Raw genomic sequence first — 24,835 nt, forward strand, 5'->3', positions numbered from 1 at the left:
GGACGGCCTGGCGAAAGTCTTGTGGTCGGTGCGCTGCCCGACCCAGGTGGCTCCCGAGTCCGAGGGCGACGCTACGACGTCCGTCCTACGCGGAACCTTCCCTACGCCGGCGCCTTCGCGGCGGCAGCTTCGGCGACCGTGGCATTCCCGGTCACTGCTGCCTCGCGGTCGGGCGCGAGCGGGTCGGTCACCGTGCCGGTCTCTTCATCGAACAGCCCCTGCGCCAGCCTGGTCACCGCTGCGGCGACCGGCGGCGCCAGGTCGGCCACGGCGCGAAGACCGGACAGGACGTCGTCGGGTCGAACGGCAGGCGTCACGTGCCGAACAACCAGCCGCAGTATCGCACAGGCCTGGTCGGTAGGCCTATCAGCCTGTGGACTGATCGTCTCGAGATGGGCTACCGCGGAGCGGGCGTCGAAGGTGCGCATGCCGTTCTTGGCCATGCGCTGGACCTCTACGCTCTCGGCCGCGTTGAACGCGGCCACCGCGCGCTCGGCGTCCTCGGGCGCCACCCCGTCCAGCCGCAGCTCCCACACGGAAGCCGTGAGCCGGTCGGCGAGCCCGGAGGTCCGGGCCTCGACCGCGTCGACGATGTCGAGCCCGACGGGCATCGACTCGTCGAGCAGCTCGCGCAGTTGGCCGGGGTCGCGCTCGGCGGTGAGCGCGATCTCCAGGTATTCCGCCTCACTGCCCGTGCCGGTGGGTGCGGCATTGGCGTACGACACCTTCGGATGCGGCGTGAACCCGGCCGAGTACGCCATCGGCACCTCGGCGCGGCGCAGCGCACGCTCGAAGGCGCGCTGGAAGTCACGGTGGCTGGTGAACCGGAGGCGGCCGCGCTTGGTGTAGCGCAGTCGGATGCGCTGCACCGCGGGTGCGGGCGGCGGGCCTTCGGGCTGTCGCTTGCCCAGTGTCCTAGTCCTTCGTGAGAACGGTCGTACTTCTGCCAAGAGTACGTGTGTCGTCGGCCATCGGTTCCCGTCGCTCCACCGGCTCCGGTTGTCGCGGCTCGCCGAAGACCATCCGCCGGAAGTCGGCACGCGCCTGCCGGGCGGACTCGCGCACGGCGCCCAGCACCTGCCGGGTGACCCGTCCCACAGCGCGCGCGGCCTCGGCGGCGGGCCGCAGCACCAGGTCCCGTACGAGGTGTCCGACCGGGGTGAGAACGGTCCGGTACACCCAGGTCACCGGCTCCACGAAGATCCACCGGAAGAGGGTCCCCAGCACCCGCCCCACGGCGCGCGAGATGTGCCCCGCGATCCGCCAGGCATGCCCGAGGGCGTCCCACACCTCCCGCCCGACGACGGCGAGCACCCGCCCGACCGGTGTCAGCACCCAGCGCCACAGTCCGATCGCGGGCAGCACGAGCAGAATCCGGGCCGCCCAGTACAGGACGACGCCCACTCCCGTGCCGACGGCCCTCACCAGCCACAACACTCCCCGCCCGCACCAGGCGAACGCGTGCCCGACCGGCGTGAGGATCCAGGTGTACAGCCACCCGGCGGGCACGACGAGCAGATACCGCCCGAGCCAGGCCACGCCCGCGGCCACCCCGTTGACGACCCAGGCCACACCGGCGGCCAGCCCGTTCACCACCCACGCGCACGCGTGCCCGACGGGAGTGAGCACGCGCGCGTAGACCCATGCCAGCCCGCTCCCGATCTGCCGGGCGACCCAGGTGAGGGCGTGCCCGAGCGGGGTGAGCACGTACCGGTACAGCCGGACGAGCGGCACCAGGACAAGAAGGTTGGCGAGCCATCCGAGCGCCTTGGCGAGCGGCACGACGACGTATCGCCACAGCACCACCCACGGCCACACGAACACCGCGCGTGCCACCGGCCGCAGCACGGTCCGGTACAGGAACCGTCCGCCGGCCACCAGCGCGTCCCACACCAGGCGCACCGGCACGACCAGTACGAGCACGACGATCCGCACCGGCACGCGGATCGCGACGGCGAGACATCCCTCGGGCGGCTGCGGCGACGGCCGCGCGGCGGGCGGCTTCTCGAATTTCCTGGGGGCGTCCATACCGGGCAAGACGCCTCAGCTCCCCGTCCGGATCCAGTACCGCAACTTCCCGTCCCGCTCGTCCTCGAACTCCCCGCCACCGGCCTCGATCACCTTGCGGGAGGCGATGTTGGTGGTGTCACAGGTCACGAGCACCGGATCCAGGCCGAGCGCGCGGGCGTACGGCAGGACGTCGCGGAGCATCGCGGTCGCGTGCCCCCGGCGACGATGGGCGGGCCGGATGCCGTAGCCGATGTGGCCGCCGTAGTCGCGGAGGTACGGGGTGAGCCGGTGCCGTAGCTGTATCCGGCCGAGGTAGGTGTCGCCGTCGACGTACCAGTACCAGGTGTTCGGCACGAATCCCTCGGGCCGGTGACCCGCCTCCGACTCCTCCTCGCGCACCGCCTCGACGTACCGCGCGAACCCGGCCGGCTGCCGCCAGGTGCTGCCGTGTTCCCGCAGTTCGCGCGCGAGGGTGCCGCCGAAGAAGTCGTCCTCGACGATGTGCTCGTGCACGGCGTCCAGGAACGAGACCCGGAACCGGGCGTCGGGCAGGATCAGTTCAGGCATCGGTCAAGGGTAGGGGTCGCCGCGGGCGACGCGGGCGTGCAGGAGCCGGGGCGAGGAGGCGAAGCCGCGGCGGGCGTAGGCGGGGATCGCCCGGGGGGAGGAGTGGACGGTGACGCGTTCGAGCCCGAGGTCCTGGGCGCGGGCCAGCACCGCTTCCACCAGTTGTCCGCCGACACCGCTGTCCCGCTCGCCGGGGATCACGTACACGCACTGCAGATCGCCGCCGGCCCGCCGCAGGGCACGCGGAGTCGGCACCCGCTGGACCACGGCCGGCCACGCCATCCCGATGAGCACGCCGTCCCGTACGACGACCATGCAGCGGTGTGAACCCGTGTTCTCCGCCGCCCAGTTGACGAAGTGCCGGACGAACTCCTCGCGGGTGGTGACGGGTTGGTCGCCGTTCTCCAGGATCCACCGCCAGCGCAGTCCGGCGACGACGCCCAGCTCGGCGGGTTCCGCAGGGCGGATCGTGATGTTGTCCACCCGTGCATTGTGCGGCAGTTCAGCGGCCGTCGGCAGGGGGCGCCAGCAGCGCGTCGACGATCTCCCGCAGAGGCGCGGCCAGTTGGGCGGCGGTCGCGTCGCGCAGGGGACGCAGACCTACGGCGGACCGTACGACGGCGACGCCGACGCCGAGCGCGACGAGCAGTTCCGCCCGCAGCAGCCGTTCGTCGTCCTCCCCCGCCGGGCCCTCGCCGGACGCCTCGAGGATCTGGCGGCTGTACTCGTCCAACGCCTTGCGGCGCAGGGCGTCCACGCGCTCGTCGCCGGAGCCGCGCAGCAGCATCAGTACGGGGTGTTCGCCGAACTCCGGCCAGGCACCGGCGGACAGTTGGTGGCTGAGCGCCTCGGCGAGGCCGGCCCGGTCCGAGGGGAATTCCTCATCCCGGCCCAGGAAGCGGGGAGTCGAGGCCAGGGCCGCCTTGAACAGCCCCTCCTTCGAGTCGAAGTACCGCTTGATGAGAGCCAGGTTGACCCCGACGTCGGCGGCGACGTCCCGCAAGGTCGTGCGGTCGTACCCGAGTCGGGTGAACCGGCTGCTGGCGGCCTCGAGCAGCGCCTGCCGGGTCGCCGCCGCGTCCCGCCGACGGGGCCCGTCGGCCTCACCCGTCTCACTGCCCTCACCCGTCACCACCGGCGACCTCCTGCCCAAGCCCAAGTAATCACTCGTTGACATGCCTACAGGGCATGGTTACGTTAAGCAAGTAATCACCTGATGACTTAGCCCCTATGAAGGGACAGCGGTGTCCAACCAGGCCCTCCTCGTCATGGACGTCCAGCGCGTGATCGTGGACCGTTACCCCGACCCGGCCTATCTGCCGCGCCTGCGCGAGGCGATCGACACGGCGCGCGCGAACGGCGTCCACGTGATCTACGTGGCCGTCGGATTCCGCCCCGGCGCCCCCGAGATCAGCCCCCGCAACAAGCTGTTCGGGAGGCTCGCGGGTGTCACCCTGCCGGCCGCCGCCGCCCAGGCCAACGAGATCCACCCGGACGTGGCCCCCGCCCCCGGCGACATCCAGGTCACCAAGCGCCGCGTCAGCGCGTTCGCCGGCAGCGACCTCGACATGGTCCTGCGGGCGAACGACATCGACCACCTGGTCCTGACGGGCATCGCCACCAGCGGAGTCGTCCTGTCCACCCTCCGGCAGGCCGCCGACCTGGACTTCACCCTCACCGTCCTGTCCGACGGCTGCGTCGACAACGACCCGGAGGTCCACCGCGTCCTCACCGAGAAGGTGTTCCCGATGCAGGCCGAGGTGACGACGGTCGCGGACTGGACGCCCTGAGCCGGGACTTCAGCCCTGCGCGGTGGGCCTGATGACGATCTCGTTGACGTCGACGTCCGCGGGCTGGTTGACGGCGTAGACGATCGCCTCGCCGATCGCCGTCGCGGGGATCGCGATGCCCATCATGTCCTCGGCGACCGCGCGCATGCCCAAGTCGCTGATGCCGTCGGTCAGTTCACTACGGGTGAGGCCGGGGCTGACCACGGTGACGCGCAGGTCTCGGCTCTCCTGCCGCAGTCCTTCGGAGATGGCGCGGACAGCGAACTTGGTGGCGCAGTAGACGGCCGCGGTGGGATCGACGCGGTGCCCGGCGACGGAGGCGACGTTCACGATGTGGCCCGCGCCCTGCTCGCGCATGACGGGCAGCACCGCGGCGATGCCGTGCAGCACGCCCCGGATGTTCACGTCGATCATGCGGTTCCACTCGTCGACCTTCAGCGCCTCCAGCATCGAGAGGGGCATCACGCCCGCGTTGTTGACGAGCACGTCGACCCGTCCGTACGACTCCTGCGCGGCCCGGACGAAGGCCCGCACGCTCTCCAGGCTGGTCACGTCCAGCTCGCGGTGGCCGGCCGTGCCCCCGGCCGCCTGGATGTCCTTCGCCACGGCGGCGACGCGGTCGGTGCGCCGGGCGCCGAGAAACACCTGGTGACCCGCCGCGGCGAGCAGCCGGGCGGTGGCCTCGCCGATGCCGCTGCCGGCACCGGTGACCAGGACGACCTTGGCGGCACGGGAGGTGGAGTGGACGGTGGTGGCGGTCATGGGGAGCCCTTCGGTGAAACCTGGTCCGCGCGGCGGTGCTCCACCGCGCCTTCCGAGCATCGGCGGAACCGGCCCGATGAGGCAGGACGAGGCTTCCTGGGTGCGCCACACCTAGGAAGCGAGGAGGTGGGCAGCGAGGGCGCCGTAGGCTTTTGGAATGGACGGCATGCGCGGCACGGACGGCACGAACGGCTACCCGCTCGGCGATTTCCTTCGTGCGCGGCGTTCCCGGCTGACGCCCGCCGAGGTGGGTTTTCCCCGTTCCGGGGCGCGCCGGGTGACCGGGCTGCGGCGGGAGGAGGTCGCCGTGCTGGCCGGGGTCAGCGCCGACTACTACGCCCGGCTGGAACAGGGCCGCGAACGCAGCCCCTCCGGCCAGGTGGTCGACGCCATCGCCCGCGCCCTGCGCCTCGACACGGACGCCCGCTGGCACGCGTACCGGCTGGCCGGCCTGGTCCCGAGGCCCGTCCCCGCCGAGCCGTCCGACGAAGTCGACCCGGCGCTGCTCCAGTTGATGCACGCGTTCCCGACGGCGGCGGCGTACGTCATCAACCGGCGCCTGGAGGTCCTGGCGTCGAACGCGCTGGCCGACGCACTCCTCGCTCCCCTCGGCGACCGTAGGCGCATGGTCCGCTCGCTCTTCCTGGACCCGGCCGCCAAGGACCTCTTCGCCGACTGGCACCACGTCGCCCGCTGCTCGGCCGAGGCATTGCGGCTCGCGACGGGGCACGACCGGGACGACCGCGAGCTGGGCTCCCTGATCGCCGAACTCCTCGGCGGCAGCGAGGAGTTCGCCACGCTGTGGCAGGACCACAGCGTCAGCCGCCCCGGCCGCCGGTCCAAGACCTTCAACCACCCGGACGCGGGCCGGATCACGCTCACGTACCAGACCTTCGACGTGCAGAGCGCCCCCGGCCAGCAGCTCCTGGTCGGCACGGCCGAGCCGGACACGGAGGACGCGGAGGCCTTGGCACAACTGGGCTCCCTGCACGCGACGAAGCGCTGAACGGGCGGACCGAGGACGCCTACTTCTTCCTCCCCCTGGCCGCCTTCCCCGCCCGGGAGGCCTTCGGCCTGCGCCCGCCGGACGGTCCGGGGACCGTGGCGAGGTGCGGAGCGCAGAACTCCCGGTTGGCCAGCGTCTGGCGGCGGACGGAGGCGGGCAGGTCCGGCAGGGCCAGCAACCTGTCGCACGCCTCGACGGAGGCCGCGAGCTCACCCACCCAGTAGGAGGTGATCGAGAACTCGAAGAGGAGCCCCCATCGGTACACCCAGGGCTGGGTGAAGAGCAGATCGTCCGGTTCCGGCCTTTCGACGACGTCACGGAGCAGGGCGTACGCGGTGCGGTAGCGGCCCGCGAGCCGCAGCCGGGACGCCAACTCGTAGCAGGCTTCCAGGCGTTGAGGGCGTCCGTCCCAGGCCCGGGAGAACGCGTCCATCGCCCCCGGCCAGTCGTCGGTCCGCTCCGCCCGCAGGACTCCGGCCTCCAGGAGCGAGCAGTAGACCTCCTCGCCCCAGCCGCCCATCCGGGCGCGACGCTCGTAGAGAGCGATCGCCTCCTCCGCGTGCCCCAGGTCGCGTTCGGTGTTGGCCAGATAGAAGACGGTGCGCGGATTGTCGGGGTCGCGGTCCAGCTCGCGCCGCAGCAGACGCGCGTCCCGCTCGAACTTGTCGCCGCGGCACCCGCCGTCGGCCCGGTCCTCGATGACGAGGGCACCCAGGTTCTCCTGGGCGTCGGGCTCGTCGGTGCACGGGTACTCGTGCGTGACACCCTCGTAGCGCCACAGCCAGTCGCCCCGCATCAGGTGCTTGAAGCGGTGCTGGGTGCCGGGGCCGTCGTAGCGCAGCATGTACGAGCCCGCTGTCAGCCGCGGCAGCGGGGCGTCCTGCCGCAGGACGTGGTCGGCGTCGAGGGTGAGCAGGTAGTCGGCCCTGCCGCGGGCGAGCCGGATGTTCCGGGTGCGGTTGTGCCCGAAGTCGACCCAGGGTTCCTCGTGGAGTTCGCCCGGAACACCGTCCAGCACCTTGCGGATCAGGTCCTGCGTACCGTCCGTGGAGCCGGTGTCGGAGATCACCCAGTAGTCGATGAGAGGGCGGACGGCCTCCAGACAGCGCTCGATCACGAGCGACTCGTTCTTGACGATCATGCACAGGCAGAGGGTCTGCTGCTTCACGGCCTCACCCGTCCCGGACTGCTGACGTCCCGTCGGAAACACGCGCGCCACAGTGGCACGCGCCCGCTCCACGACCGTCCATCCACGCGGAGGACCGTGCCCGAGAGCCCCCGAACAGCGGCGGCTGAGCCCGGACGGGTGACCACAGGCAAAAAATGCCCCATCAGAACGCGCGGATTGGTCCGATACGATGATAAATGGGCGCGTTCAGGCCGGTTAGGTCTCCCGCCCGAGCCACTCAGGTCAAGCTCGCACTCGGATTCGGGACATCACCCGAACCGGTCGAGCAAGGAGCATGTGGATGAGTCCTGAGTTCCGCACATCACCACTCGGACCGCTGGTCCGGAACAGGTTCAGGAAGGCGGGCATGGTGGCCTCGCTCGCGCTGGTCCTGGCGGCCGGGGCGACCAGTCCGGCCACCGCGGCGGCGCAGAGCATGACCGGACAGACCAAGGCGACAGCCGGCAACGGTGGCGGCGGCGACTGCAAGCCGCACCACCACAAGTCCGGGGCGACCGAGGCCGGCGGCAAGGGCCACTGCAAGGGACCGACCGGCCCCACCGGCCCCAAGGGCCCCGCCGGACCGAAGGGCGACCAAGGCCCCGCCGGACCGGCTGGACCCGCTGGCCCCGCCGGACCGGCTGGACCGGCTGGACCCGCTGGCCCGGCTGGACCGGCTGGACCCGCCGGGCCGAAGGGTGCCACCGGACCCTGCGCCGACATCGACGGGTTCCAGGACCAGCAGGAGTACGAGGTCCGTGGCGCGGTGAGCGGGACCATCACCTACGCGGGCATCCGTGACGTCCGCCCCAACAGGAACCACACCATGAGGTGGACCGACCTCAGCACCCTGACGGGCTATCCGAACGGCGGCACCAACGGCTTCGCCTGCGGTGTCTCCGTCAACGAGCACAGCCAGGGCAACCAGGATCTGGCAGGCATCAAGTACGACGTCATCACGACCACCGGTCTGGTCTTCGAGACGATCTGCACGGAGAGCCACTCCGCGAACACCCTGGCCAGCCTGAGCTGCCCCGGCCCGTGGAACCCGCTGAACTCACCCGAACCGGGAAACAGCAACAACTGACCGTTCAGCACGCGCTGGGCCCGGCCGCGTCGGAGGACGCGGCCGGGCCAGGCACGTAAACGAACGACTTCAGGGCCGACCGATGAGTTCCGAAGCCTGGCGAGGTCCACCTCCGGACAAGGGACAGCCACACACGAACTCTGTGAGGGACCGTGACCGCCGACGCCCTACCCCCCGTCGTAGACACCGCCACATGGGAGCACCGGCTCGAAGCCCTTCGCGCCCGCGAGAAAGCCGCGACCCGGGAGCTCGACGCCATCGCCGCCGAGCGTCGTCGCCTGCCGATGGTCGAGATGCCCGACTACACCCTCGATGGCGAGGAGGGCCCGGTCCGGCTGGCGGACGTCTTCGAAGGCAAGCGGCAACTGATCATCTACAACCACATGTGGTTCGCGGGCAAGGAATGGCAGTGCCCGGGCTGCACCGGCTTCACCTCGCAGTACACCCGCCTGGAGTTCCTGGACAACTACGACGCCCGGTTCGTCATCGTCACCCAGGGCCCCATCGCGGAGGCGCTCGCCTACAAGCAGCGGGTCGGCAACCGCATGCCGTGGTACTCGACCGCGAGCAGCTCCTTCGGCGCCGATGTCGGCGCACCCCCCGACGGAGGATTCGCGGTCAACGTGTTCCTGCGCGACGGCGACACCGTCTACCGCACCTGGCACACCACCGGCCGAGGCACCGAGCAGCTCAGCCACACCTTCGCCCTGATCGACCTCCTGCCGTACGGCCGCCAGGAGGAATGGCAGGACTCCCCCGAGACCTGGCCCCAATCGCCCACCTACAGCCGGTGGTCAGGATCCAAGGACATCGCCGCGCTCTACGGCCCGGATTCCATCAGCTGAGCAGCACTCCCTCAGTGCGCGTGCCCATTCCCCGCAGGCTGCTTCACCGTCAGCGGCAGCAGTTTCTTCCCAGTCGGGCCGATCTGGATGGACGTGTCCATCTGCGGGCACACCCCGCAGTCGAAGCACGGCGTCCACCGGCAGTCCTCGACCTCCGTCTCGTCGAGGGCGTCCTGCCAGTCCTCCCAGAGCCAGTCCTTGTCGAGGCCCGAGTCCAGGTGGTCCCAGGGCAGGACCTCCTCGTACGTCTTCTCGCGGGTCGTGTACCAGTCGACGTCGACGCCGAACGCGGGCAGCGTCTTCTCCGCGCAGCGCATCCAGCGGTCGTAGGAGAAGTGCTCGCGCCAGCCGTCGAAGCGGCCGCCGTCCTCGTAGACCGCGCGGATGACCGCGCCGATCCGGCGGTCGCCCCGGGACAGCAGGCCCTCGACGATGCCCGGCTTGCCGTCGTGGTAGCGGAAGCCGATCGAGCGGCCGTACTTCTTGTCGCCGCGGATCTTGTCGCGGAGTTTGGTGAGGCGGGCGTCCGTCTCCGTCGCCGAGAGCTGCGGGGCCCACTGGAAGGGGGTGTGGGGCTTGGGGACGAAGCCGCCGATCGAGACCGTGCAGCGGATGTCGTTCTGGCCGGAGACCTTGCGGCCCTCGGCGATCACCTTCATCGCCATGTCGGCGATCTGGAGGACGTCCTCGTCGGTCTCCGTCGGCAGGCCGCACATGAAGTACAGCTTCACCTGGCGCCAGCCGTTGCCGTACGCCGTCGAGACCGTCCGGATGAGGTCTTCCTCCGACACCATCTTGTTGATGACCTTGCGCAGGCGCTCCGAGCCGCCCTCCGGCGCGAAGGTGAGGCCGGAGCGGCGGCCGTTGCGGGTCAGTTCGTTCGCCAGGTCGACGTTGAACGCGTCGACGCGGGTCGACGGGAGGGACAGGCCGACCTTGTCCTCCGTGTACCGGTCCGCCAGGCCCTTCGCGATCTCGCCGATCTCCGAGTGGTCCGCCGAGGAGAGCGAGAGCAGGCCGACCTCCTCGAAGCCCGTCGCCTTCAGGCCCTTCTCGACCATCTCGCCGATGCCCGTGATCGACCGCTCCCGCACCGGGCGCGTGATCATGCCCGCCTGGCAGAAACGGCAGCCGCGCGTGCAGCCGCGGAAGATCTCCACCGACATGCGCTCATGGACCGTCTCGGCGAGCGGGACCAGCGGCTGCTTCGGGTACGGCCACTCGTCGAGGTCCATGACGGTGTGCTTGCTCACCCGCCACGGGACACCCGACTTGTTGGGGACCACCCGCGCGATCCGGGCGTCCGGCAGGTACTCGACGTCGTAGAAGGCCGGGACGTAGACCGAACCCGTCTTCGCCAGGCGGAAGAGGACCTCCTCGCGGCCGCCGGGGCGGCCCTCCGCCTTCCAGTTGCGGACGATCTTCGTCATGTCGAGGACGGCCTGCTCACCGTCGCCGATGATCGCCGCGTCGATGAAGTCGGCGATCGGCTCGGGGTTGAAGGCCGCGTGGCCGCCCGCCAGCACGATCGGGTCGTCGAGCGTCCGGTCCTTCGACTCCAGCGGGATGCCCGCCAGGTCCAGGGCCGTGAGCATGTTCGTGTAGCCGAGTTCGGTGGAGAAGGACAGGCCGAACACGTCGAAGGCGCCCACCGGGCGGTGGCTGTCGACCGTGAACTGCGGGACGCGGTGCTCGCGCATCAGCGCCTCAAGGTCCGGCCACACGCTGTACGTGCGCTCGGCGAGGACGCCCTCCTGCTCGTTCAGCACCTCGTAGAGGATCATGACGCCCTGGTTGGGCAGACCGACCTCGTACGCGTCCGGGTACATCAGCGCCCAGCGGACATCGCAGGACTCCCACGGCTTGACCGTGGAGTTGAGCTCTCCACCGACGTACTGGATCGGCTTCTGCACCTGCGGGAGCAGGGCTTCGAGCTGCGGAAACACGGACTCTGCGGCCGCAGCGACTTCGGCAGGCATCTCGCGAACCTTCGTGAGCGGTACTGAACGGACGGGTGACCATCCAGACTAACGCGATCCCGGACGTCCCCCGTACGGCTCAGACCGGCTCCCCGGACCCGATCTCCTCCCACGCCCCCGGCAACGCCGCCTCCACCCCGGCCGCCCGCTGCTCCTCCCGGCCGTACAGCACCCCGTACGTGAACGAGCTCTCCCCCGCCGCGTGCGCCACCGCGGACAGCTCCCGCAGGGTCAGCCGGACCATCACGCTGTCCTGGTGCTCGCCGAGCAGGCTGGTCAGCGACTTCATGGACTTGGCCAGCGCGCGGGCCGGGGCACCGAGGGACGGAGTCGCCGCCTCCGCCGCGTACCGGGTGCGCTTGGCCTTCTTGCGGGCCTCGTGCAGCGCGAGATCACGGTCCGCGCCGGGCGGCGCCCCGATCGCCTCCGCCACGAGCGCGGAAACCTTCCCGAAGTCCTTGCGTACGGCCTTGGCGATCACCTTCTCCGGTGTGCCGGCCGCGTCCTTCAGGAGAGGCGGCTCGGCGACCAGCGCGTCGAGGGTGTCGAGGAGCGCGAGGTAGCGCTTGGAGTCCAGGACGCCGATCAGCCGACGGCGCGAGCCGCCCCGGCGGGCGTTGGCCCAGGTGCGCATACGCGTGCGGATCGGGCCGGAGACGAGCGTGCGGGGCAGTTCGGCGAGGACCGTCGTCAGGCGTTCGGTCAGCACCTCGCGGTCGCGGTCCACGCCCAACTCGCCTGCCAGCCACTTCAGTTCCTCGCCGATCGGGTCGGTGACCGTACGGTCGAGCACCTTGCCGTACGAGCGGAACGTGCCGCGCAGCCGGCGGGTGGCGACCCGCATGCGGTGCACGGAGTCGTACGCGTCCTGCCGTACGGCCGGGTCGAGTTCGAGGATCGCGTCGCGCTGGGCGCGGGCGTAGGCGAGGACGTGGTCGCCGGCGGTCCGGGGTTCCTCGGGGGCCGGGGTCGCCTTGCGCTTCTGCTTTTTCGGAGCGGTCTCCGAGAGGGCTCTGGCCAGCTTCGACGTGGACGACGACGGCCGTACGCCCGCCTTGCGCAACCGTTTCTCCACCTTGTCGAGGAAGACCGGGTCGCCGCCGTCGGCGAGCTCGACCTCGATCTCGGTCCACTGGGCGGTGCCGCCGCCGTCGGTGAGGCGCTCCGCGCGCACGGCGTCCACGCTGACCTCGGCGAGCAGCGCACCGTCCGCGCCCACGAGGTGCCGTATGTCACGGTCGGAGCGCAGCCGGACGACGGGCAGCAACTCGGCCTCGCGCACCCGGGCGCGGACCAGGCCTGCCAGGGTGCGCGGCACGGTGTCGGAGAGCGGTTCCCGGATCTCGTCGCGGACCCCGGGCGCGACCGGCACCTTCAGGTGCCAACCCGCGTCGGAACCGCCGGTGCGGCGGCGCAGGGTCAGTGAGGCGGCGGCCAGGCGCTCGTCGGCCGTGTCGTAGTACACGGCGTCCAGGTGCGCGACGCCCTTGTCGATGACGGCCTCGACGCCGGCGACGCCGGTCAGGTCGGGAAGGCCGCTCTCGTCGGACTCGTACTTACGCTCGATCTCGCGCTGTGTGTCCGCCATGAACCGAATCTAGTTCCTGACGAGCCGGGACGGCAGGGGGAGTCCCGGATGAACCGCCGGGAAACCCGAGCGGATCCGCGGGTGACCACTAGGCGGACATGGGCCTCTGCACCCGGATCGACTGCAACAGCCCCACCGCCACCCACACCGCGAACATCGACGTGCCTCCGTACGACACAAAGGGCAGTGGCAGACCGGTGACCGGCATGATGCCGAGGGTCATGCCGACGTTCTCGAAGGCCTGGAAGGCGAACCAGGCGACGATTCCGGCGGCGACGATCGTGCCGTAGAGCTCGGTCGAGTCGCGGGCGATGCGGCAGGCGCGCCACAGGACCACGCCCAGGAGGACGAGGATCAGGCCCGCGCCGACGAAGCCCAGCTCCTCGCCCGCGACCGTGAAGACGAAGTCTGTCTGCTGTTCGGGGACGAACTGGCCTGTGGTCTGCGAGCCGTGGAACAGGCCCTCGCCGGTGAGGCCGCCGGAGCCGATCGCGATGCGGGCCTGGTTGGTGTTGTAGCCGACGCCGGCCGGGTCGAGGCTCGGGTTGGCGAAGGCGGCGAAGCGGGCGATCTGGTACTCGTCCAGGATGTGGAGCTGCCAGACCGCGATCGCGCCCAGGGTGCCCGCGCCGAGCAGGCCGAAGATCCAGCGGTTGGAGGCGCCGGAGGCCAGCAGCACGCCGAGCACGATGATGACCATGACCATGACCGAGCCGAGGTCGGGCATCAGCATGACGATCATCATCGGGACCGAGGCCAGGCCCAGGGCCTGGAGGACCGTGCGGTGGTCGGGGTAGGGCTTGTCGCCCGCGTCGACCCGCGCCGCCAGCACCATCGCCATGCCCAGGATGATCGTGATCTTCACGAACTCCGAGGGCTGGAGCGAGAAGCCGCCGCCGAGCACGATCCAGGAGTGCGCGCCGTTGACCGTGGAGCCGAGCGGGGTGAGCACCAGCAGGATGCCGAACACCGAGGCGCCGTACAGGAAGGGGACGACGACGCGCAGGGTGCGGTGGCCGACCCAGACGACGGCGATCATCAGGGCGATGCCGATGCCGGTGTTCATCAGGTGCCGGATCAGGAAGTAGTACTGGTCGCCCTGGTTGATCTCGGTGCGGTTGCGGGTCGCCGAGTAGACCAGCAGCGAGCCGATCAAGGACAGGCCGATCGCGGAGAGCAGTATCGGCCAGTCCAGCCGGCGGGCCAGCGAGTCACGGGCGAAGACCCGGGTCCAGCCGGCCCGCTCGGGCCCGTACCCGGAGACGGAGAAGGTGTTGCCGGTCATGTGAGCATCCTCCGGTTTCCCCTTCTGCGCGGGCGCCTGCGGGTGTTGCTGTTGGTGGTGGACGGCGAGGGCGCGACAGCCGGCTGCTGGGTGTCGTCCGCGGCCGTGACCCCGCCCTCGGTCGCCTTCTCCTGCTGCTTCTCCAGCTCCTTGGCCGGGTCGGCGGTGATCTTCGGGGAGGCGATCGTGCCGTCGGCGCGGACCTTCGGGAGGCTCGTCTGCGGGGTGGGCAGCATCGCCTTCTTCTTGTCGACGGAGCCGTCGGCCTGGACGCCGTACATCGCGTTGTAGATGTTGCGCACGGCCTCACCGGAGGCGCCCGAACCCGTACCGGCCTGGGCGATCGTCATGACGACCGTGTAGTCCTTGGTGTACGTCGCGAACCACGAGGTCGTCTGCTTGCCGTAGACCTCGGCGGTACCCGTCTTGGCGTGCAGCTCGATCTTGTCCTGCGGCCAGCCCTGGAACTTCCAGGCGGCGGTACCGCTGGTGACCACGCCCGCGAGGGCCTTGTCGATGCCCTTGTGCGTGGCCGCGCTGATCGGCAGCTTGGCCTTCACCTTGGGCTTGATCTCCGTGACGGTCTTGCCGTCGGCGCTGACGATCGCCTTGCCGATGGTCGGGACGTACTCGGTGCCGCCGTTGGCGAGCGCGCCGTAGATCATGGCCTCCTGGATCGGCGTGACGAGGGTGTCGCCCTGGCCGATGGAGTAGTTGATCGAGTCGCCCTCGCGCATCTTGTTGCCTTCGAGGCAGTTCTCGTACGCGATCTGCTGGACGTACGTGCCGCCCTTCTTGCCGGTCTTGCACCAGTAGGCCTTGTTGGCCTCCCAGGTCTCCTGCTTCCACTTGCGGTCCGGGATCCGGCCGGTGACCTCGTTCGGGAGGTCCACGCCGGTGGTCTTGCCGAGGCCGAACTGGTGGGCCGCCTTGTAGAAGTAGTCCTTGGGCTCACCCTTCTTCGGGTTGATGCCGCCGTCCTTCTTCCACTGGGAGTCGGCGAGACCGTAGAAGACGGTGTCGCAGGAGACCTCCAGCGCGCGGCCCAGCGAGATGGGGCCGAAGTTCTCGCCCTCGAAGTTCTTGAAGACCTGGCCGCCCACCGAGTACGAACTCGTGCAGGGGTAGCCGCCGTCCCACTCGTAGCCGGCCTCGACCGCGGCGGCCGTGGAGACCACCTTGAACGTCGAACCGGGCGCCGACTGACCCTGTATGGCCCGGTTGAGCAGCGGGTAGTCGGAGTTCTTGCCGGTGAGCTGCTTGTAGTCCTTGGCGGAGATGCCGCCGACCCAGACGTTCGGGTCGTACGTCGGCGCGGACGCCATCGCGACGATCCGGCCGGTCTTGGCCTCCATCACGACGACGGCACCGGAGTCGGCCTTGTAGTTCTCGCCGGTGATCTTGTCGAACTGCTGGCGGGCGGTCTTCATCGCCTTGTCGAGCTGGTACTCGGCGACGCGCTGCACGCGGGCGTCGATGCTGGTGACGAGGTTCGAACCGGGCTCCGGGGCATCGGACTCGGCCTTGCCGATCACGCGTCCGAGGTTGTCGACCTCGTAGCGGGTGACGCCGGCCTTGCCGCGCAGTTCCTTGTCGTACTCGCGCTCAAGACCCGAGCGGCCGACCTGGTCGGAGCGCAGATACGGCGAGTCGGAGTCCTTGGCCTGGGTGATCTCGTCGTCGGTGACCGGCGAGAGATAGCCCAGCACCTGTGCCGCGTTGGCGTCGCCGGGGGCCGCGTAGCGCCGTACGGCCTCGGGCTCGGCGGTGATGCCGGGGAAGTCCTCGGCGCGCTCGCGGATCTGGAGGGCCTGCTTGGCGGTGGCCTCGTCGGTGATCGGGATGGGCTGGTACGGCGAGCCGTTCCAGCAGGGCTGCGGGGTCTTCGCGTCGCACAGCCGGACCTTCTGGATGACGTCCGCGGGCTTCAGACCCAGCACGCCTGCCAGCTTGGTGAGGACGGCCTTGCCGTCGTCGGCCTGCTTCAGCAGGTCGGTGCGGGAGGCGGAGACCACCAGCCGGGTCTCATTGTCGGCGAGGGGCACACCGCGCGCGTCCAGTATCGAACCGCGCACCGCGGGCTCGACGACCTGCTGGACGTGGTTGCCGGACGCTTCCTTCTGGTACGCGGCGCCCTCACGGATCTGGAGGTACCAGAGGCGCCCGCCGAGGGTGCCGAGGAGGGAGAGGACGAGGATCTGGATGACGACGAGCCTGATCTGAACCCGTGGAGTCCGTCCGGTCTCCGGGATGTTGGTCATTGGTGCTGCCTCCCCCTCTCAGTGCGTGTACACGATGCGTGTATGAGTCATATACGACGGACCTGTGGATCCGTGACCCAACTCCCCGGTGTTCAAAGCCTCTTGACCCCCTTGATACGTCCCGCCCGGGCCACGCGCGCGCGGGCGGTCTTCATCCGCAGTCCGCCGCGCTGGCCGCCGATCTTGAGACCGGTGCCGGACGAGAGCCAACCCGAGGAGATGTCGGCCGACTTGGCGGCATTGGTCTCGGCGAGCGGGTCGTTGTCGGCGCGCCGGGCCAGCGCCATGACGCCGGGGACGACGAACGGGGCGAGCAGCAGGTCGTACAGGGCGGCCGTGAACAGCAGGCTGCCCAGGCCCACATGGCGGGCGGCGGTGTCTCCGACGAGGGCGCCGACACCGGCGTACAGGACGGTGGCGCCGATCGCGGCGGCGACCACGACGGCCATCGGGCCGGTCGCCGACTTCAGGCGGCCGTTCTCCGGTTTCGCCAGGCCCGCGAGGTAGCCGATGACGCACAGGACGAGGGCGTAGCGGCCGGCCGCGTGGTCGGCGGGCGGGGCGAGGTCGGCGAGGAGGCCCGCGCCGAAGCCGATGAGGGCGCCCGCGACATGGCCGTAGACCATGGCCAGGCCGAGGACCGTGAGGAGCAGCAGGTCGGGGACGGCGCCCGGGAGGTGGAGGCGGGCGAGGACGCTCACCTGGATCACGAGGGCGACGACGACCAGCGGCACGGAGAGCAGGATCCGGTTGACACGCATGGGGAGGGGCTCCTACTGCTGTTGCTGGCCGTCGACCGGCGCGTTCGCGGACGGGGTGACCGTGACGGTCACCGTCGGGATCGGGGTCGGCTTGGGCTTCGCCGGCAGGACCGTGTCGCGCGGGTCCTTCTTCGGGGCCTCCACGACCACGCCGACGATGTCGAGCTTGGTGAAGTTGACGTACGGCGTGACGTACAGCGTGCGGGTCAGGCCGCCGCCGGAGGGGTCGACGCGGGAGACGACACCGACGGGGACGCCGGGCACGAACGGCTTGTCGGCCTCCGAGCCGAAGGTGACCAGACGGTCGCCCTTCTTCACCTCCGCCTTGCCGTTGAGGAGTTCGACGCGCAGCGGGCCGTCGCCCTCACCGGAGGCGAAGCCGAGTTCGTCGCTGCCCTCCATGCGGGTGCCGACGGTGAAGTCGGGGTCGTTGGCGAGGAGGACGGTCGCGGAGTCGGGGCCGACGGTGGTGACGCGGCCGACCAGTCCGTTGCCGTTGAGGACGGTCATGTCGCGCTTGATGCCGTCGTTGGCGCCGACGTCGATGGTGATCGTCCAGGAGAAGCTCTGGGCGGCTCCTATCGCGATGACCTGGGCACCCTTGATGCCGTACTGGCCCTCGCCGGCCACCTTCACCAGTTTGTCGAGCTGGTCGAGACGGCTGCGGTTGCGGTCGTCGCTGCCGAGCTTCGCCTTGAGGGCCGCGTTCTCCTTCTCCAGGACGGCGAGCCGGTCGTGCCGCTCACCGGAGTCGCGGACCGCTGAGACCGCGTCACCGACCGGGTCGACGGCGGACGACACACCGTTCTCGATCGGGCCGAACACGGCGGCCGCGGCCCGGCGGGCACCGTCGACCGGTGAGTCCTGCCCTCCCCGGATGTCCACCGTGATCAACGCGAACGCTACGGCGATCAGCAGCACCAGGAGCAGCCGGCTCTCTCGTGTGTCCCTCACGTGCGGCGGCCGTGCCTTCCTCATAGAAATGTGCAGAGGTTCAGGTATGCAGGTGTTGTACGTGCGGATGAATACAGACGCCTATGACGGAGCCTATGCCTCCGTATCAACGATCCGCCGCACGAGAGGAGATCATCCCGTACGGCGGAATCGAAGCGTTACGTCATCTGCGCGGCTGGGCGTCCAGAACCTGCTGGAGCGCCTCGAATTCCTCGACGCACTTGCCGGAGCCGAGCGCCACGCTGTCCAGCGGGTCCTCGGCGATGTGGATCGGCATTCCGGTCTCCCGGCGCAGCCGCTCGTCGAGACCCTGCAGCAGGGCTCCGCCGCCGGTCAGAACGATTCCGCGGTCCATGATGTCGCCGGAGAGCTCCGGCGGGCACTTGTCGAGGGTCGTCTTCACCGCGTCGACGATCGCGTTGACGGGCTCCTCGATCGCCTTGCGGACTTCGGCGGCCGAGATGACGACGGTCTTGGGCAGGCCGGAGACCAGGTCCCGGCCGCGGATTTCGGTGTGCTGGTCGTCGTCGAGGTCGTACGCGGAACCAATCGTGATCTTGATCTGCTCAGCCGTCCGCTCACCCAGAAGGAGCGAGTACTCCTTCTTGATGTGCTGGATGATCGCGTTGTCCAACTCGTCGCCCGCGACGCGGATGGACTGGGCGGTGACGATGCCACCGAGCGAGATGACCGCGACCTCCGTGGTGCCGCCGCCGATGTCCACCACCATGTTGCCCGTGGCCTCGTGGACCGGCAGGCCGGAGCCGATGGCCGCGGCCATGGGCTCCTCGATGATGTGCACCTGGCGGGCCCCGGCCTGGGACGACGCCTCGATGACGGCACGGCGCTCGACGCCCGTGATGCCCGAGGGCACACAGACGACGACACGGGGACGGGCCAGATAGCGCCGCTTGTGGATCTTCAAGATGAAGTAGCGGAGCATGCGCTCGGTGATCTCGAAGTCGGCGATGACACCGTCCTTCAGCGGACGTACGGCAACGATGTTGCCGGGCGTGCGCCCGATCATCTTCTTGGCTTCCGAGCCGACCGCGAGAATGCCACCGGTGTTGGTGTTGATCGCGACGACGGACGGCTCGTTGAGTACGATCCCGCGACCCCTGACGTACACCAGCGTGTTGGCGGTCCCGAGGTCGACAGCCATGTCACGGCCGATGAACGACATTGAGTTCCCCATCAGGATTCGTCTGGCCTTCCTGGGAGCTTTTGAGGGCTTTTCAGGTCGGCGAAGTGGGTGCAGTGACGTGAAGGCTTCCATCGTAGACGCGCCATCACGAACACTGCGCGAGGGTCTTCGCCATTGTCAGCATGTGAGGCACTGCCTCGCTTGTGGAGACGGCCCAACGGGGGCACTCGTTCCCCCGATCGGCACGCATATGCCAAGAGACGGCCGGAAAATCGCGGCCGTCCCTGGTCAGGCATGTGGGTTACTGATGGAGATTCAGGAACGCCCCGGGAAGAAGATCTTCACCTCGCGTTCGGCGGACTCCTCCGAGTCCGAGGCGTGGATCAGGTTCTCCCGGACGATGACACCGAAGTCCCCGCGGATCGAGCCCGGCGAGGCGGCGATCGGGTCGGTCGGACCGGCCAGCGCGCGTACACCCTCGATGACCCGCTCGCCCTCGACGATCAGGGCGACGACGGGACCGGAGGCCATGAACTCCACCAGCGGCTCGTAGAAGGGCTTGCCCTTGTGCTCGCCGTAGTGCTGCTCCAGGGTGTCCTGGTCCAGGGTGCGCAGCTCCAGCGCGGTGATCTGCCAGCCGGCCTTGCGCTCGATGCGGCTGATGATCTCGCCGGTCAGGCCACGACGTACGGCGTCGGGCTTGAGCAGGACGAGGGTGCGCTGGGTCACGACGGGGCTCCTTCTGATCATGATGGTGCGGGTCGACTCACGGTCGTGTCACGGTCGTCTCACGACAAGGCCGAGGCTACAGGGCGTGTCCATGCGGCCATTACGCAACGTCAGGTGTAGTGGAGTCACGCCGCGCCGGGAGTGGCGGAATCGGCCTGCGCGGCCTGCGCCGCGAACCGCGCCTTCGCCTCGTCGATCTTCCGGCCGTAGTGGACCGACGCCCACCACAGGGCCGCGAAGATCGCCCCGAGGAAGAACATCGACGGCACGACGAAGCCCGACGCGATCAGCGCGATCTGCAGGGCCCAGCCGAGCGCGATGCCGCCCGGCCGGGTCACCACGGCGCACAGCGCGACGGACAGGAACATCGCGATCCCGCTGACCGTCCACACCGTGGCCGTGGTCAGATCGGGGTCCTTCATGGCGACCAGACCGGCGAAACCGATCACGAAGAACTCGCCGATCAAGGTCGAAGAACAGAGCGTACGCACGGAAAGTCAGCCCCTCCCCAGGAGCAGTCGGGCCTCACCGACGGTGATGACCGAACCGGTGACGAGCACACCGCCGCCCGCGAACTCGCCGTCCTCCTCGGCCAGCGTGATCGCGGCCTCCAGAGCGTCCGGCAACCGCGGCTCGACCTGCACCCGCTCGTCGCCGAACACCTCGACGGCGATCCCCGCCAGTTCGTCCACGTCCATCGCGCGGTGACTGGAGTTCTGCGTGACGACGACCTCGGCGAACATCGGCTCGAAGGCTTCGAGCAGCCCGCGCACGTTCTTGTCGCCGCTGGCCCCGACGACCCCGATCAGCCGGCTGAAGTCGAAGGCCTCGGCCACGGCCTCGGCGGTAGCACGGGCGCCCGCGGGGTTGTGCGCCGCGTCGAGCACAACGGTCGGCGACCGCCGCACCACCTCCAGCCGCCCCGGCGAGGTGACGGACGCGAACGCCTTCCGGACGGTGTCGATCGCGAGCGGATCGGGCCGCTGCGCCCCGACACCGAAGAACGCTTCTACGGCGGCGAGGGCGACGGCCGCGTTGTGCGCCTGGTACGGCCCGTGCAGCGGGAGGTAGATCTCCTCGTACTCGCCACCGAGCCCGCGCAGGTTGACGAGCTGCCCGCCGACCGCGACGCTCCGGGACACGACACCGAACTCCAGACCCTCACGGGCCACGGTCGCGTCCACCTCGACGGCCTTCTTCAACAGCACCTGCGCCGCGTCCACCGGCTGCTGCGCCAGGATCACGGTCGCGTCCTGCTTGATGATCCCGGCCTTCTCGGTGGCGATCTCACCGGTCGTCCCGCCGAGCCGGTCGGTGTGGTCGAGATCGATGGGGGTGACCACCGCGACGTCGGCGTCGATGACGTTGGTGGCGTCCCAGGAGCCGCCCATCCCGACTTCCACCACGGCGACATCGACGGGCGCGTCCGCGAACGCGGCGTACGCCATCCCCGTCAGCACCTCGAAGAACGACAGCCTGAACTCCTGCTGCGCGTCCACCATGTCGATGTACGGCTTGATGTCGTTGTACGTCTCGATGAACCGCTCGGCGGAGATCGGGGCGCCGTCGAGGCTGATGCGTTCGGTGATCGACTGGACGTGCGGGGAGGTGTAGCGGCCGGTCCGCAGTTCGAAGGCGCCGAGCAGGGCCTCGATCATGCGGGCCGTGGACGTCTTGCCGTTCGTGCCGGTGATGTGGATCGAGGGGTACGAGCGCTGCGGGTCGCCCAGGACGTCCATCAGCGCGGCGATACGGCTGACCGAGGGCTCCAGCTTGGTCTCGCCCCAGCGGGTGGCCAGGTCCGCCTCTACCTCGCGGAGGGCCTTGTCCAGGGCGGGGTCTTCAGGGCGCCCGGGTACGTCGGCCTGAGGTGCGCCGGTGCCCTGGGTGCGGAGGGTTCGGCTGCCGGCCTCGATGACCGCGAGGTCGGGGTCGCGGTCTGTCTCGGCCTCGATGATCTCGTCGAACGGGTCGCTGTCAGTCACGTGGGTCAGTCTACGGAGGTTGGGGTGGTCTTTCGTCTGCGGGCCGGTGGGGGCTGGTCGCGCCCACGCGGCGGAGCCGCATATCGATACAGACCCGCGCCCCTTAGGTACGGGAGGGCGCCCGGTGTTGAAAGGTCCCGGCGCCCTACGGCAGGCGAAGGGCCCCGGTGCTGAATACGCACCGGAGCCCCCACCCGACTACAAACCCCTACGCCTGCGGCAAGCCGTCCAACTGGGCCTTGATGCGCTCGATGTCCTCGTCCGCCTTGGAGAGACGGCCGCGGATCTTGTCGACCACGTTGTCCGGGGCCTTCGCCAGGAACGCCTCGTTGCCGAGCTTGGCCGTCGCCTGGGCCTTCTCCTTCTCGGCGGCGGCGAGGTCCTTCGCGAGGCGCTTCCGCTCCGCCGCGACGTCGATCGTGCCGGAGAGGTCGAGGGCGACCGTGGCACCCGCGACCGGGAGGGTGGCCGTCGCCGCGAAGGTGTCGCCCTCCGGCTGGAGGCGGAGGAGCTGGCGGATGGCGGCCTCGTGGGGTGCCAGTGCCGTGCCGGTCAGGGTGAGGCGGGCCGGGACGCGCTGGCCGGGCTGGAGGCCCTGGTCGGCACGGAAGCGGCGGACCTCGGTGATGACCTGCTGGAGGGTCTCGATCTCGCGCTCGGCAGCCTCGTCCCGGAAGCCGCTGTCCTTCGGCCACTCGGCGATGACCACCGACTCGCCGCCCGTCAGCGTCGTCCAGAGCGTCTCCGTGACGAACGGGACGATCGGGTGCAGCAACTTCAGGGTGACGTCGAGGACTTCACCGAGGACGCGCTTGGAGACCTCGGCCGGTTCGCCGCCCGCCATGAACGTCGTCTTGGACAACTCGACGTACCAGTCGAAGACTTCGTCCCACGCGAAGTGGTAGAGGGCGTCCGAGAGCTTGGCGAACTGGAAGTCGTCGTAGAGCGCGTCGACTTGGGACACCGTCTTGTTGAGACGGGAGAGGATCCAGCGGTCCGTGGCCGACAGTTGCTCGGCCGGCGGCAGGTCGCCCTCGATCGTCGCGCCGTTCATCAGCGCGAAGCGCGTCGCGTTCCAGAGCTTGTTGGCGAAGTTCCGGGACGCCTGGACCCAGTCCTCGCCGATCGGCACGTCCGTACCGGGGTTGGCACCCTTGGCCAGGGTGAAACGGACGGCGTCGGAGCCGTACGCGTTCATCCAGTCCAGCGGATCCACGGCCGTGCCGGAGGACTTGGACATCTTCTTGCCGAACTGGTCGCGGACCAGACCCGTCAACGCGATGGTCTTGAAGGGGACTTCACCGTCCATCGCGTACAGGCCGAACATCATCATCCGGGCGACCCAGAAGAAGATGATGTCGTGGCCGGTGAGCAGGACGTCCGTTGTGTAGAACTTCTTGAGATCCGGGGTCTGTTCGGGCCAGCCGAGGGTCGAGAAGGGCCACAGGCCGGAGGAGAACCAGGTGTCCAGGACGTCGGAGTCCTGGGTCCAGCCCTCGCCGGCGGGCGGCTCCTCGTCGGGGCCGACGCAGACGACCTCGCCGTCCGGGCCGTACCAGACGGGGATGCGGTGGCCCCACCACAACTGCCGTGAGATGCACCAGTCGTGGAGGTTGTCGACCCAGTCGAAGTAGCGCTTCTCCATCTCCTGGGGGTGGATCTTGACGCGGCCGTCACGGACCGCGTCGCCGGCCGCCTTCGCGAGCGGGGCGACCTTGACCCACCACTGCATGGACAGGCGCGGCTCGATGGTCGTCTTGCAGCGCGAGCAGTGGCCGACGGAGTGGACGTAGGGCCGCTTCTCGGCGACGATCCGGCCGTCGGCGCGCAGCGCGGCGACGATCGCGGAACGGGCCTCGAAGCGGTCCAGGCCCTCGAAGGGGCCGTGCACGGTGATGACACCGCGCTCGTCCATGACGGTCAGCGCTTCGAGGTCGTGGCGCTGGCCGATGGCGAAGTCGTTCGGGTCGTGCGCCGGGGTCACCTTGACCGCGCCGGTGCCGAACTCGGGGTCGACGTGGGTGTCGGCGACGACCGGGATGGTGCGGTCGGTGAGCGGCAGCTTGATGCGCCGGCCGACGAGGTGCTGGTAGCGCTCGTCGTCGGGGTGGACGGCGACGGCGGTGTCGCCGAGCATCGTCTCGGCGCGGGTCGTGGCGACGACGATGGTGTCGTCCCCCTCCCCGTACTTCATGGAGACGAGTTCGCCGTCGTCGTCCTGGTACTCGACCTCGATGTCCGAGATCGCGGTGAGACAACGCGGGCACCAGTTGATGATGCGCTCGGCGCGGTAGATCAACTCGTCGTCGTAGAGCCGCTTGAAGATGGTCTGGACGGCCTGGGACAGGCCCTCGTCCATGGTGAAGCGCTCGCGGCTCCAGTCGACGCCGTCGCCGAGCCGACGCATCTGGCCGAGGATCTTGCCGCCGTACTCGTCCTTCCACTGCCAGACGCGCTCGACGAACGCCTCACGGCCCAGGTCGTGGCGGGACTTGCCCTCCTTGCCGAGCTCGCGCTCGACGACGTTCTGGGTGGCGATGCCCGCGTGGTCCATGCCCGGCAGCCACAGCGACTCGAAGCCCTGCATGCGCTTGCGGCGGGTCAGGGCGTCCATCAGCGTGTGCTGGAAGGCATGCCCGAGGTGCAGGCTGCCCGTGACGTTCGGCGGCGGGATGACGATGGTGTACGGCGGCTTCTCGCTCTTCGCGTCCGCTTCGAAGTAACCCCGCTCCACCCAGCGCTCGTACAGCGGCCCCTCTACCTCGGCCGGCGCGTACTGGGTCGGCAGTTCGGAGTCGGGCGCTGGTGGCTGCTGCTGAGCGTTCTCGGTCACAGGCCCAGTTTAGGGGTGTCCCGGGGGTGTCCCGAAACGCGTTTGTTCTGTAACGGTGCGGTCCCCGATGCCGTGCGGTTC

General features: G+C 69.6%; 22 protein-coding genes. 4 read left to right on the forward strand and 18 right to left on the reverse strand.

Annotated elements, in window-relative coordinates; all coding sequences use genetic code 11:
• Positions 1 to 101: 101 nt before the first annotated feature.
• The 5 genes from OG223_RS18820 to OG223_RS18840 are packed head-to-tail and all read right to left on the reverse strand — an operon-like array spanning position 102 to position 3,712.
• On the reverse strand, positions 102 to 869 hold the full coding sequence (locus OG223_RS18820; RefSeq protein WP_329249698.1) for a TIGR03936 family radical SAM-associated protein: 768 nt from the start codon (positions 867 to 869) through the stop codon (positions 102 to 104).
• Positions 870 to 915: 46 nt separating this feature from the next.
• Entirely contained in the window at positions 916 to 2,028 is a 1,113-nt protein-coding gene (locus OG223_RS18825) for a hypothetical protein (protein ID WP_329265355.1), read from the reverse strand.
• Between the two features lie 15 nt (positions 2,029 to 2,043).
• Positions 2,044 to 2,577, reverse strand: coding sequence for a GNAT family N-acetyltransferase (locus tag OG223_RS18830; RefSeq protein WP_329249701.1), 534 nt, complete (start codon positions 2,575 to 2,577; stop codon positions 2,044 to 2,046).
• Positions 2,578 to 2,580: 3 nt separating this feature from the next.
• Positions 2,581 to 3,060 (reverse strand): GNAT family N-acetyltransferase, encoded by a 480-nt coding sequence (locus tag OG223_RS18835; RefSeq protein ID WP_329249704.1) that lies wholly within the window; start codon positions 3,058 to 3,060, stop codon positions 2,581 to 2,583.
• A 19-nt stretch (positions 3,061 to 3,079) separates the two neighbouring features.
• Positions 3,080 to 3,712 carry a TetR/AcrR family transcriptional regulator gene (locus OG223_RS18840; RefSeq protein WP_329249707.1) on the reverse strand — a complete coding sequence of 211 codons (633 nt, stop codon included), beginning with the start codon at positions 3,710 to 3,712 and terminating at the stop codon, positions 3,080 to 3,082.
• Between the two features lie 109 nt (positions 3,713 to 3,821).
• On the opposite strand from OG223_RS18840, the gene OG223_RS18845 reads away from it, so the two are divergent.
• Positions 3,822 to 4,367, forward strand: a complete 546-nt coding sequence (locus OG223_RS18845; protein WP_329249710.1) for a cysteine hydrolase family protein — start codon at positions 3,822 to 3,824, stop codon at positions 4,365 to 4,367.
• A 9-nt stretch (positions 4,368 to 4,376) separates the two neighbouring features.
• On the opposite strand, the gene OG223_RS18850 is transcribed toward OG223_RS18845, so the two are convergent.
• A complete protein-coding gene (locus OG223_RS18850; protein ID WP_329249713.1) occupies positions 4,377 to 5,129 on the reverse strand; it encodes an SDR family oxidoreductase in 753 nt (250 codons plus the stop codon).
• A gap of 157 nt (positions 5,130 to 5,286) precedes the next feature.
• On the opposite strand from OG223_RS18850, the gene OG223_RS18855 reads away from it, so the two are divergent.
• The gene (locus tag OG223_RS18855) at positions 5,287 to 6,135 is read left to right on the forward strand and encodes a helix-turn-helix domain-containing protein (RefSeq protein ID WP_329249715.1); all 849 of its coding nucleotides are present in this window, start codon (positions 5,287 to 5,289) and stop codon (positions 6,133 to 6,135) included.
• A gap of 19 nt (positions 6,136 to 6,154) precedes the next feature.
• On the opposite strand, the gene OG223_RS18860 is transcribed toward OG223_RS18855, so the two are convergent.
• A complete protein-coding gene (locus tag OG223_RS18860) occupies positions 6,155 to 7,276 on the reverse strand; it encodes a glycosyltransferase (RefSeq protein WP_443073842.1) in 1,122 nt (373 codons plus the stop codon).
• A gap of 328 nt (positions 7,277 to 7,604) precedes the next feature.
• Between OG223_RS18860 and OG223_RS18865 the strand changes: the two genes are divergently transcribed.
• Both OG223_RS18865 and OG223_RS18870 read left to right on the forward strand, forming a co-directional pair.
• The gene (locus OG223_RS18865) at positions 7,605 to 8,390 is read left to right on the forward strand and encodes a hypothetical protein (RefSeq protein ID WP_329249719.1); all 786 of its coding nucleotides are present in this window, start codon (positions 7,605 to 7,607) and stop codon (positions 8,388 to 8,390) included.
• A gap of 152 nt (positions 8,391 to 8,542) precedes the next feature.
• A complete protein-coding gene (locus OG223_RS18870; RefSeq protein WP_329249722.1) occupies positions 8,543 to 9,235 on the forward strand; it encodes a DUF899 domain-containing protein in 693 nt (230 codons plus the stop codon).
• Between the two features lie 11 nt (positions 9,236 to 9,246).
• On the opposite strand, the gene OG223_RS18875 is transcribed toward OG223_RS18870, so the two are convergent.
• The 11 genes from OG223_RS18875 to OG223_RS18925 form a co-directional block, all read right to left on the reverse strand.
• On the reverse strand, positions 9,247 to 11,214 hold the full coding sequence (locus OG223_RS18875; protein ID WP_329249723.1) for a TIGR03960 family B12-binding radical SAM protein: 1,968 nt from the start codon (positions 11,212 to 11,214) through the stop codon (positions 9,247 to 9,249).
• Between the two features lie 79 nt (positions 11,215 to 11,293).
• On the reverse strand, positions 11,294 to 12,802 hold the full coding sequence (locus tag OG223_RS18880; RefSeq protein ID WP_329249724.1) for a CYTH and CHAD domain-containing protein: 1,509 nt from the start codon (positions 12,800 to 12,802) through the stop codon (positions 11,294 to 11,296).
• A gap of 88 nt (positions 12,803 to 12,890) precedes the next feature.
• Positions 12,891 to 14,087 carry a rod shape-determining protein RodA gene (gene rodA / locus OG223_RS18885; RefSeq protein ID WP_329249726.1) on the reverse strand — a complete coding sequence of 399 codons (1,197 nt, stop codon included), beginning with the start codon at positions 14,085 to 14,087 and terminating at the stop codon, positions 12,891 to 12,893.
• On the reverse strand, positions 14,084 to 16,348 hold the full coding sequence (gene mrdA, locus OG223_RS18890; RefSeq protein ID WP_329249728.1) for a penicillin-binding protein 2: 2,265 nt from the start codon (positions 16,346 to 16,348) through the stop codon (positions 14,084 to 14,086). Before mrdA ends, rodA begins: the two co-directional genes overlap by 4 nt.
• A 92-nt stretch (positions 16,349 to 16,440) precedes the next feature.
• A complete protein-coding gene (mreD, locus tag OG223_RS18895) occupies positions 16,441 to 17,109 on the reverse strand; it encodes a rod shape-determining protein MreD (RefSeq protein ID WP_019063226.1) in 669 nt (222 codons plus the stop codon).
• Positions 17,110 to 17,121: 12 nt separating this feature from the next.
• On the reverse strand, positions 17,122 to 18,063 hold the full coding sequence (gene mreC, locus OG223_RS18900) for a rod shape-determining protein MreC (protein ID WP_329249746.1): 942 nt from the start codon (positions 18,061 to 18,063) through the stop codon (positions 17,122 to 17,124).
• A gap of 163 nt (positions 18,064 to 18,226) precedes the next feature.
• Positions 18,227 to 19,246, reverse strand: a complete 1,020-nt coding sequence (locus OG223_RS18905) for a rod shape-determining protein (protein ID WP_019063224.1) — start codon at positions 19,244 to 19,246, stop codon at positions 18,227 to 18,229.
• Between the two features lie 276 nt (positions 19,247 to 19,522).
• Entirely contained in the window at positions 19,523 to 19,936 is a 414-nt protein-coding gene (gene ndk, locus OG223_RS18910; protein ID WP_329249749.1) for a nucleoside-diphosphate kinase, read from the reverse strand.
• A gap of 125 nt (positions 19,937 to 20,061) precedes the next feature.
• Positions 20,062 to 20,427 (reverse strand): DUF4233 domain-containing protein, encoded by a 366-nt coding sequence (locus OG223_RS18915; RefSeq protein WP_200682215.1) that lies wholly within the window; start codon positions 20,425 to 20,427, stop codon positions 20,062 to 20,064.
• A 6-nt stretch (positions 20,428 to 20,433) separates the two neighbouring features.
• Positions 20,434 to 21,921 carry a bifunctional tetrahydrofolate synthase/dihydrofolate synthase gene (gene folC / locus OG223_RS18920; protein WP_329249753.1) on the reverse strand — a complete coding sequence of 496 codons (1,488 nt, stop codon included), beginning with the start codon at positions 21,919 to 21,921 and terminating at the stop codon, positions 20,434 to 20,436.
• Positions 21,922 to 22,129: 208 nt separating this feature from the next.
• Positions 22,130 to 24,754, reverse strand: a complete 2,625-nt coding sequence (locus OG223_RS18925; protein WP_329249756.1) for a valine--tRNA ligase — start codon at positions 24,752 to 24,754, stop codon at positions 22,130 to 22,132.
• Positions 24,755 to 24,835 lie beyond the last annotated feature (81 nt).

It is taken from the genome of Streptomyces sp. NBC_01478, from assembly GCF_036227225.1.
Classification (GTDB): Bacteria; Actinomycetota; Actinomycetes; order Streptomycetales; family Streptomycetaceae; genus Streptomyces.

Excerpts from the sequence above, each read along its gene's own strand:
- OG223_RS18825 (WP_329265355.1), bottom strand. The coding sequence starts at position 2,028 with ATGGACGCCCCCAGGAAATTCGAGAAGCCGCCCGCCGCGCGGCCGTCG.
- OG223_RS18830 (WP_329249701.1), bottom strand. The coding sequence starts at position 2,577 with ATGCCTGAACTGATCCTGCCCGACGCCCGGTTCCGGGTCTCGTTCCTG.
- OG223_RS18850 (WP_329249713.1), bottom strand. The coding sequence starts at position 5,129 with ATGACCGCCACCACCGTCCACTCCACCTCCCGTGCCGCCAAGGTCGTC.
- OG223_RS18855 (WP_329249715.1), top strand. The coding sequence starts at position 5,287 with ATGGACGGCATGCGCGGCACGGACGGCACGAACGGCTACCCGCTCGGC.
- OG223_RS18860 (WP_443073842.1), bottom strand. The coding sequence starts at position 7,276 with ATGATCGTCAAGAACGAGTCGCTCGTGATCGAGCGCTGTCTGGAGGCC.
- OG223_RS18865 (WP_329249719.1), top strand. The coding sequence starts at position 7,605 with ATGAGTCCTGAGTTCCGCACATCACCACTCGGACCGCTGGTCCGGAAC.
- OG223_RS18875 (WP_329249723.1), bottom strand. The coding sequence starts at position 11,214 with ATGCCTGCCGAAGTCGCTGCGGCCGCAGAGTCCGTGTTTCCGCAGCTC.
- OG223_RS18880 (WP_329249724.1), bottom strand. The coding sequence starts at position 12,802 with ATGGCGGACACACAGCGCGAGATCGAGCGTAAGTACGAGTCCGACGAG.
- rodA (WP_329249726.1), bottom strand. The coding sequence starts at position 14,087 with ATGACCGGCAACACCTTCTCCGTCTCCGGGTACGGGCCCGAGCGGGCC.
- mrdA (WP_329249728.1), bottom strand. The coding sequence starts at position 16,348 with ATGACCAACATCCCGGAGACCGGACGGACTCCACGGGTTCAGATCAGG.
- mreD (WP_019063226.1), bottom strand. The coding sequence starts at position 17,109 with ATGCGTGTCAACCGGATCCTGCTCTCCGTGCCGCTGGTCGTCGTCGCC.
- OG223_RS18905 (WP_019063224.1), bottom strand. The coding sequence starts at position 19,246 with ATGTCGTTCATCGGCCGTGACATGGCTGTCGACCTCGGGACCGCCAAC.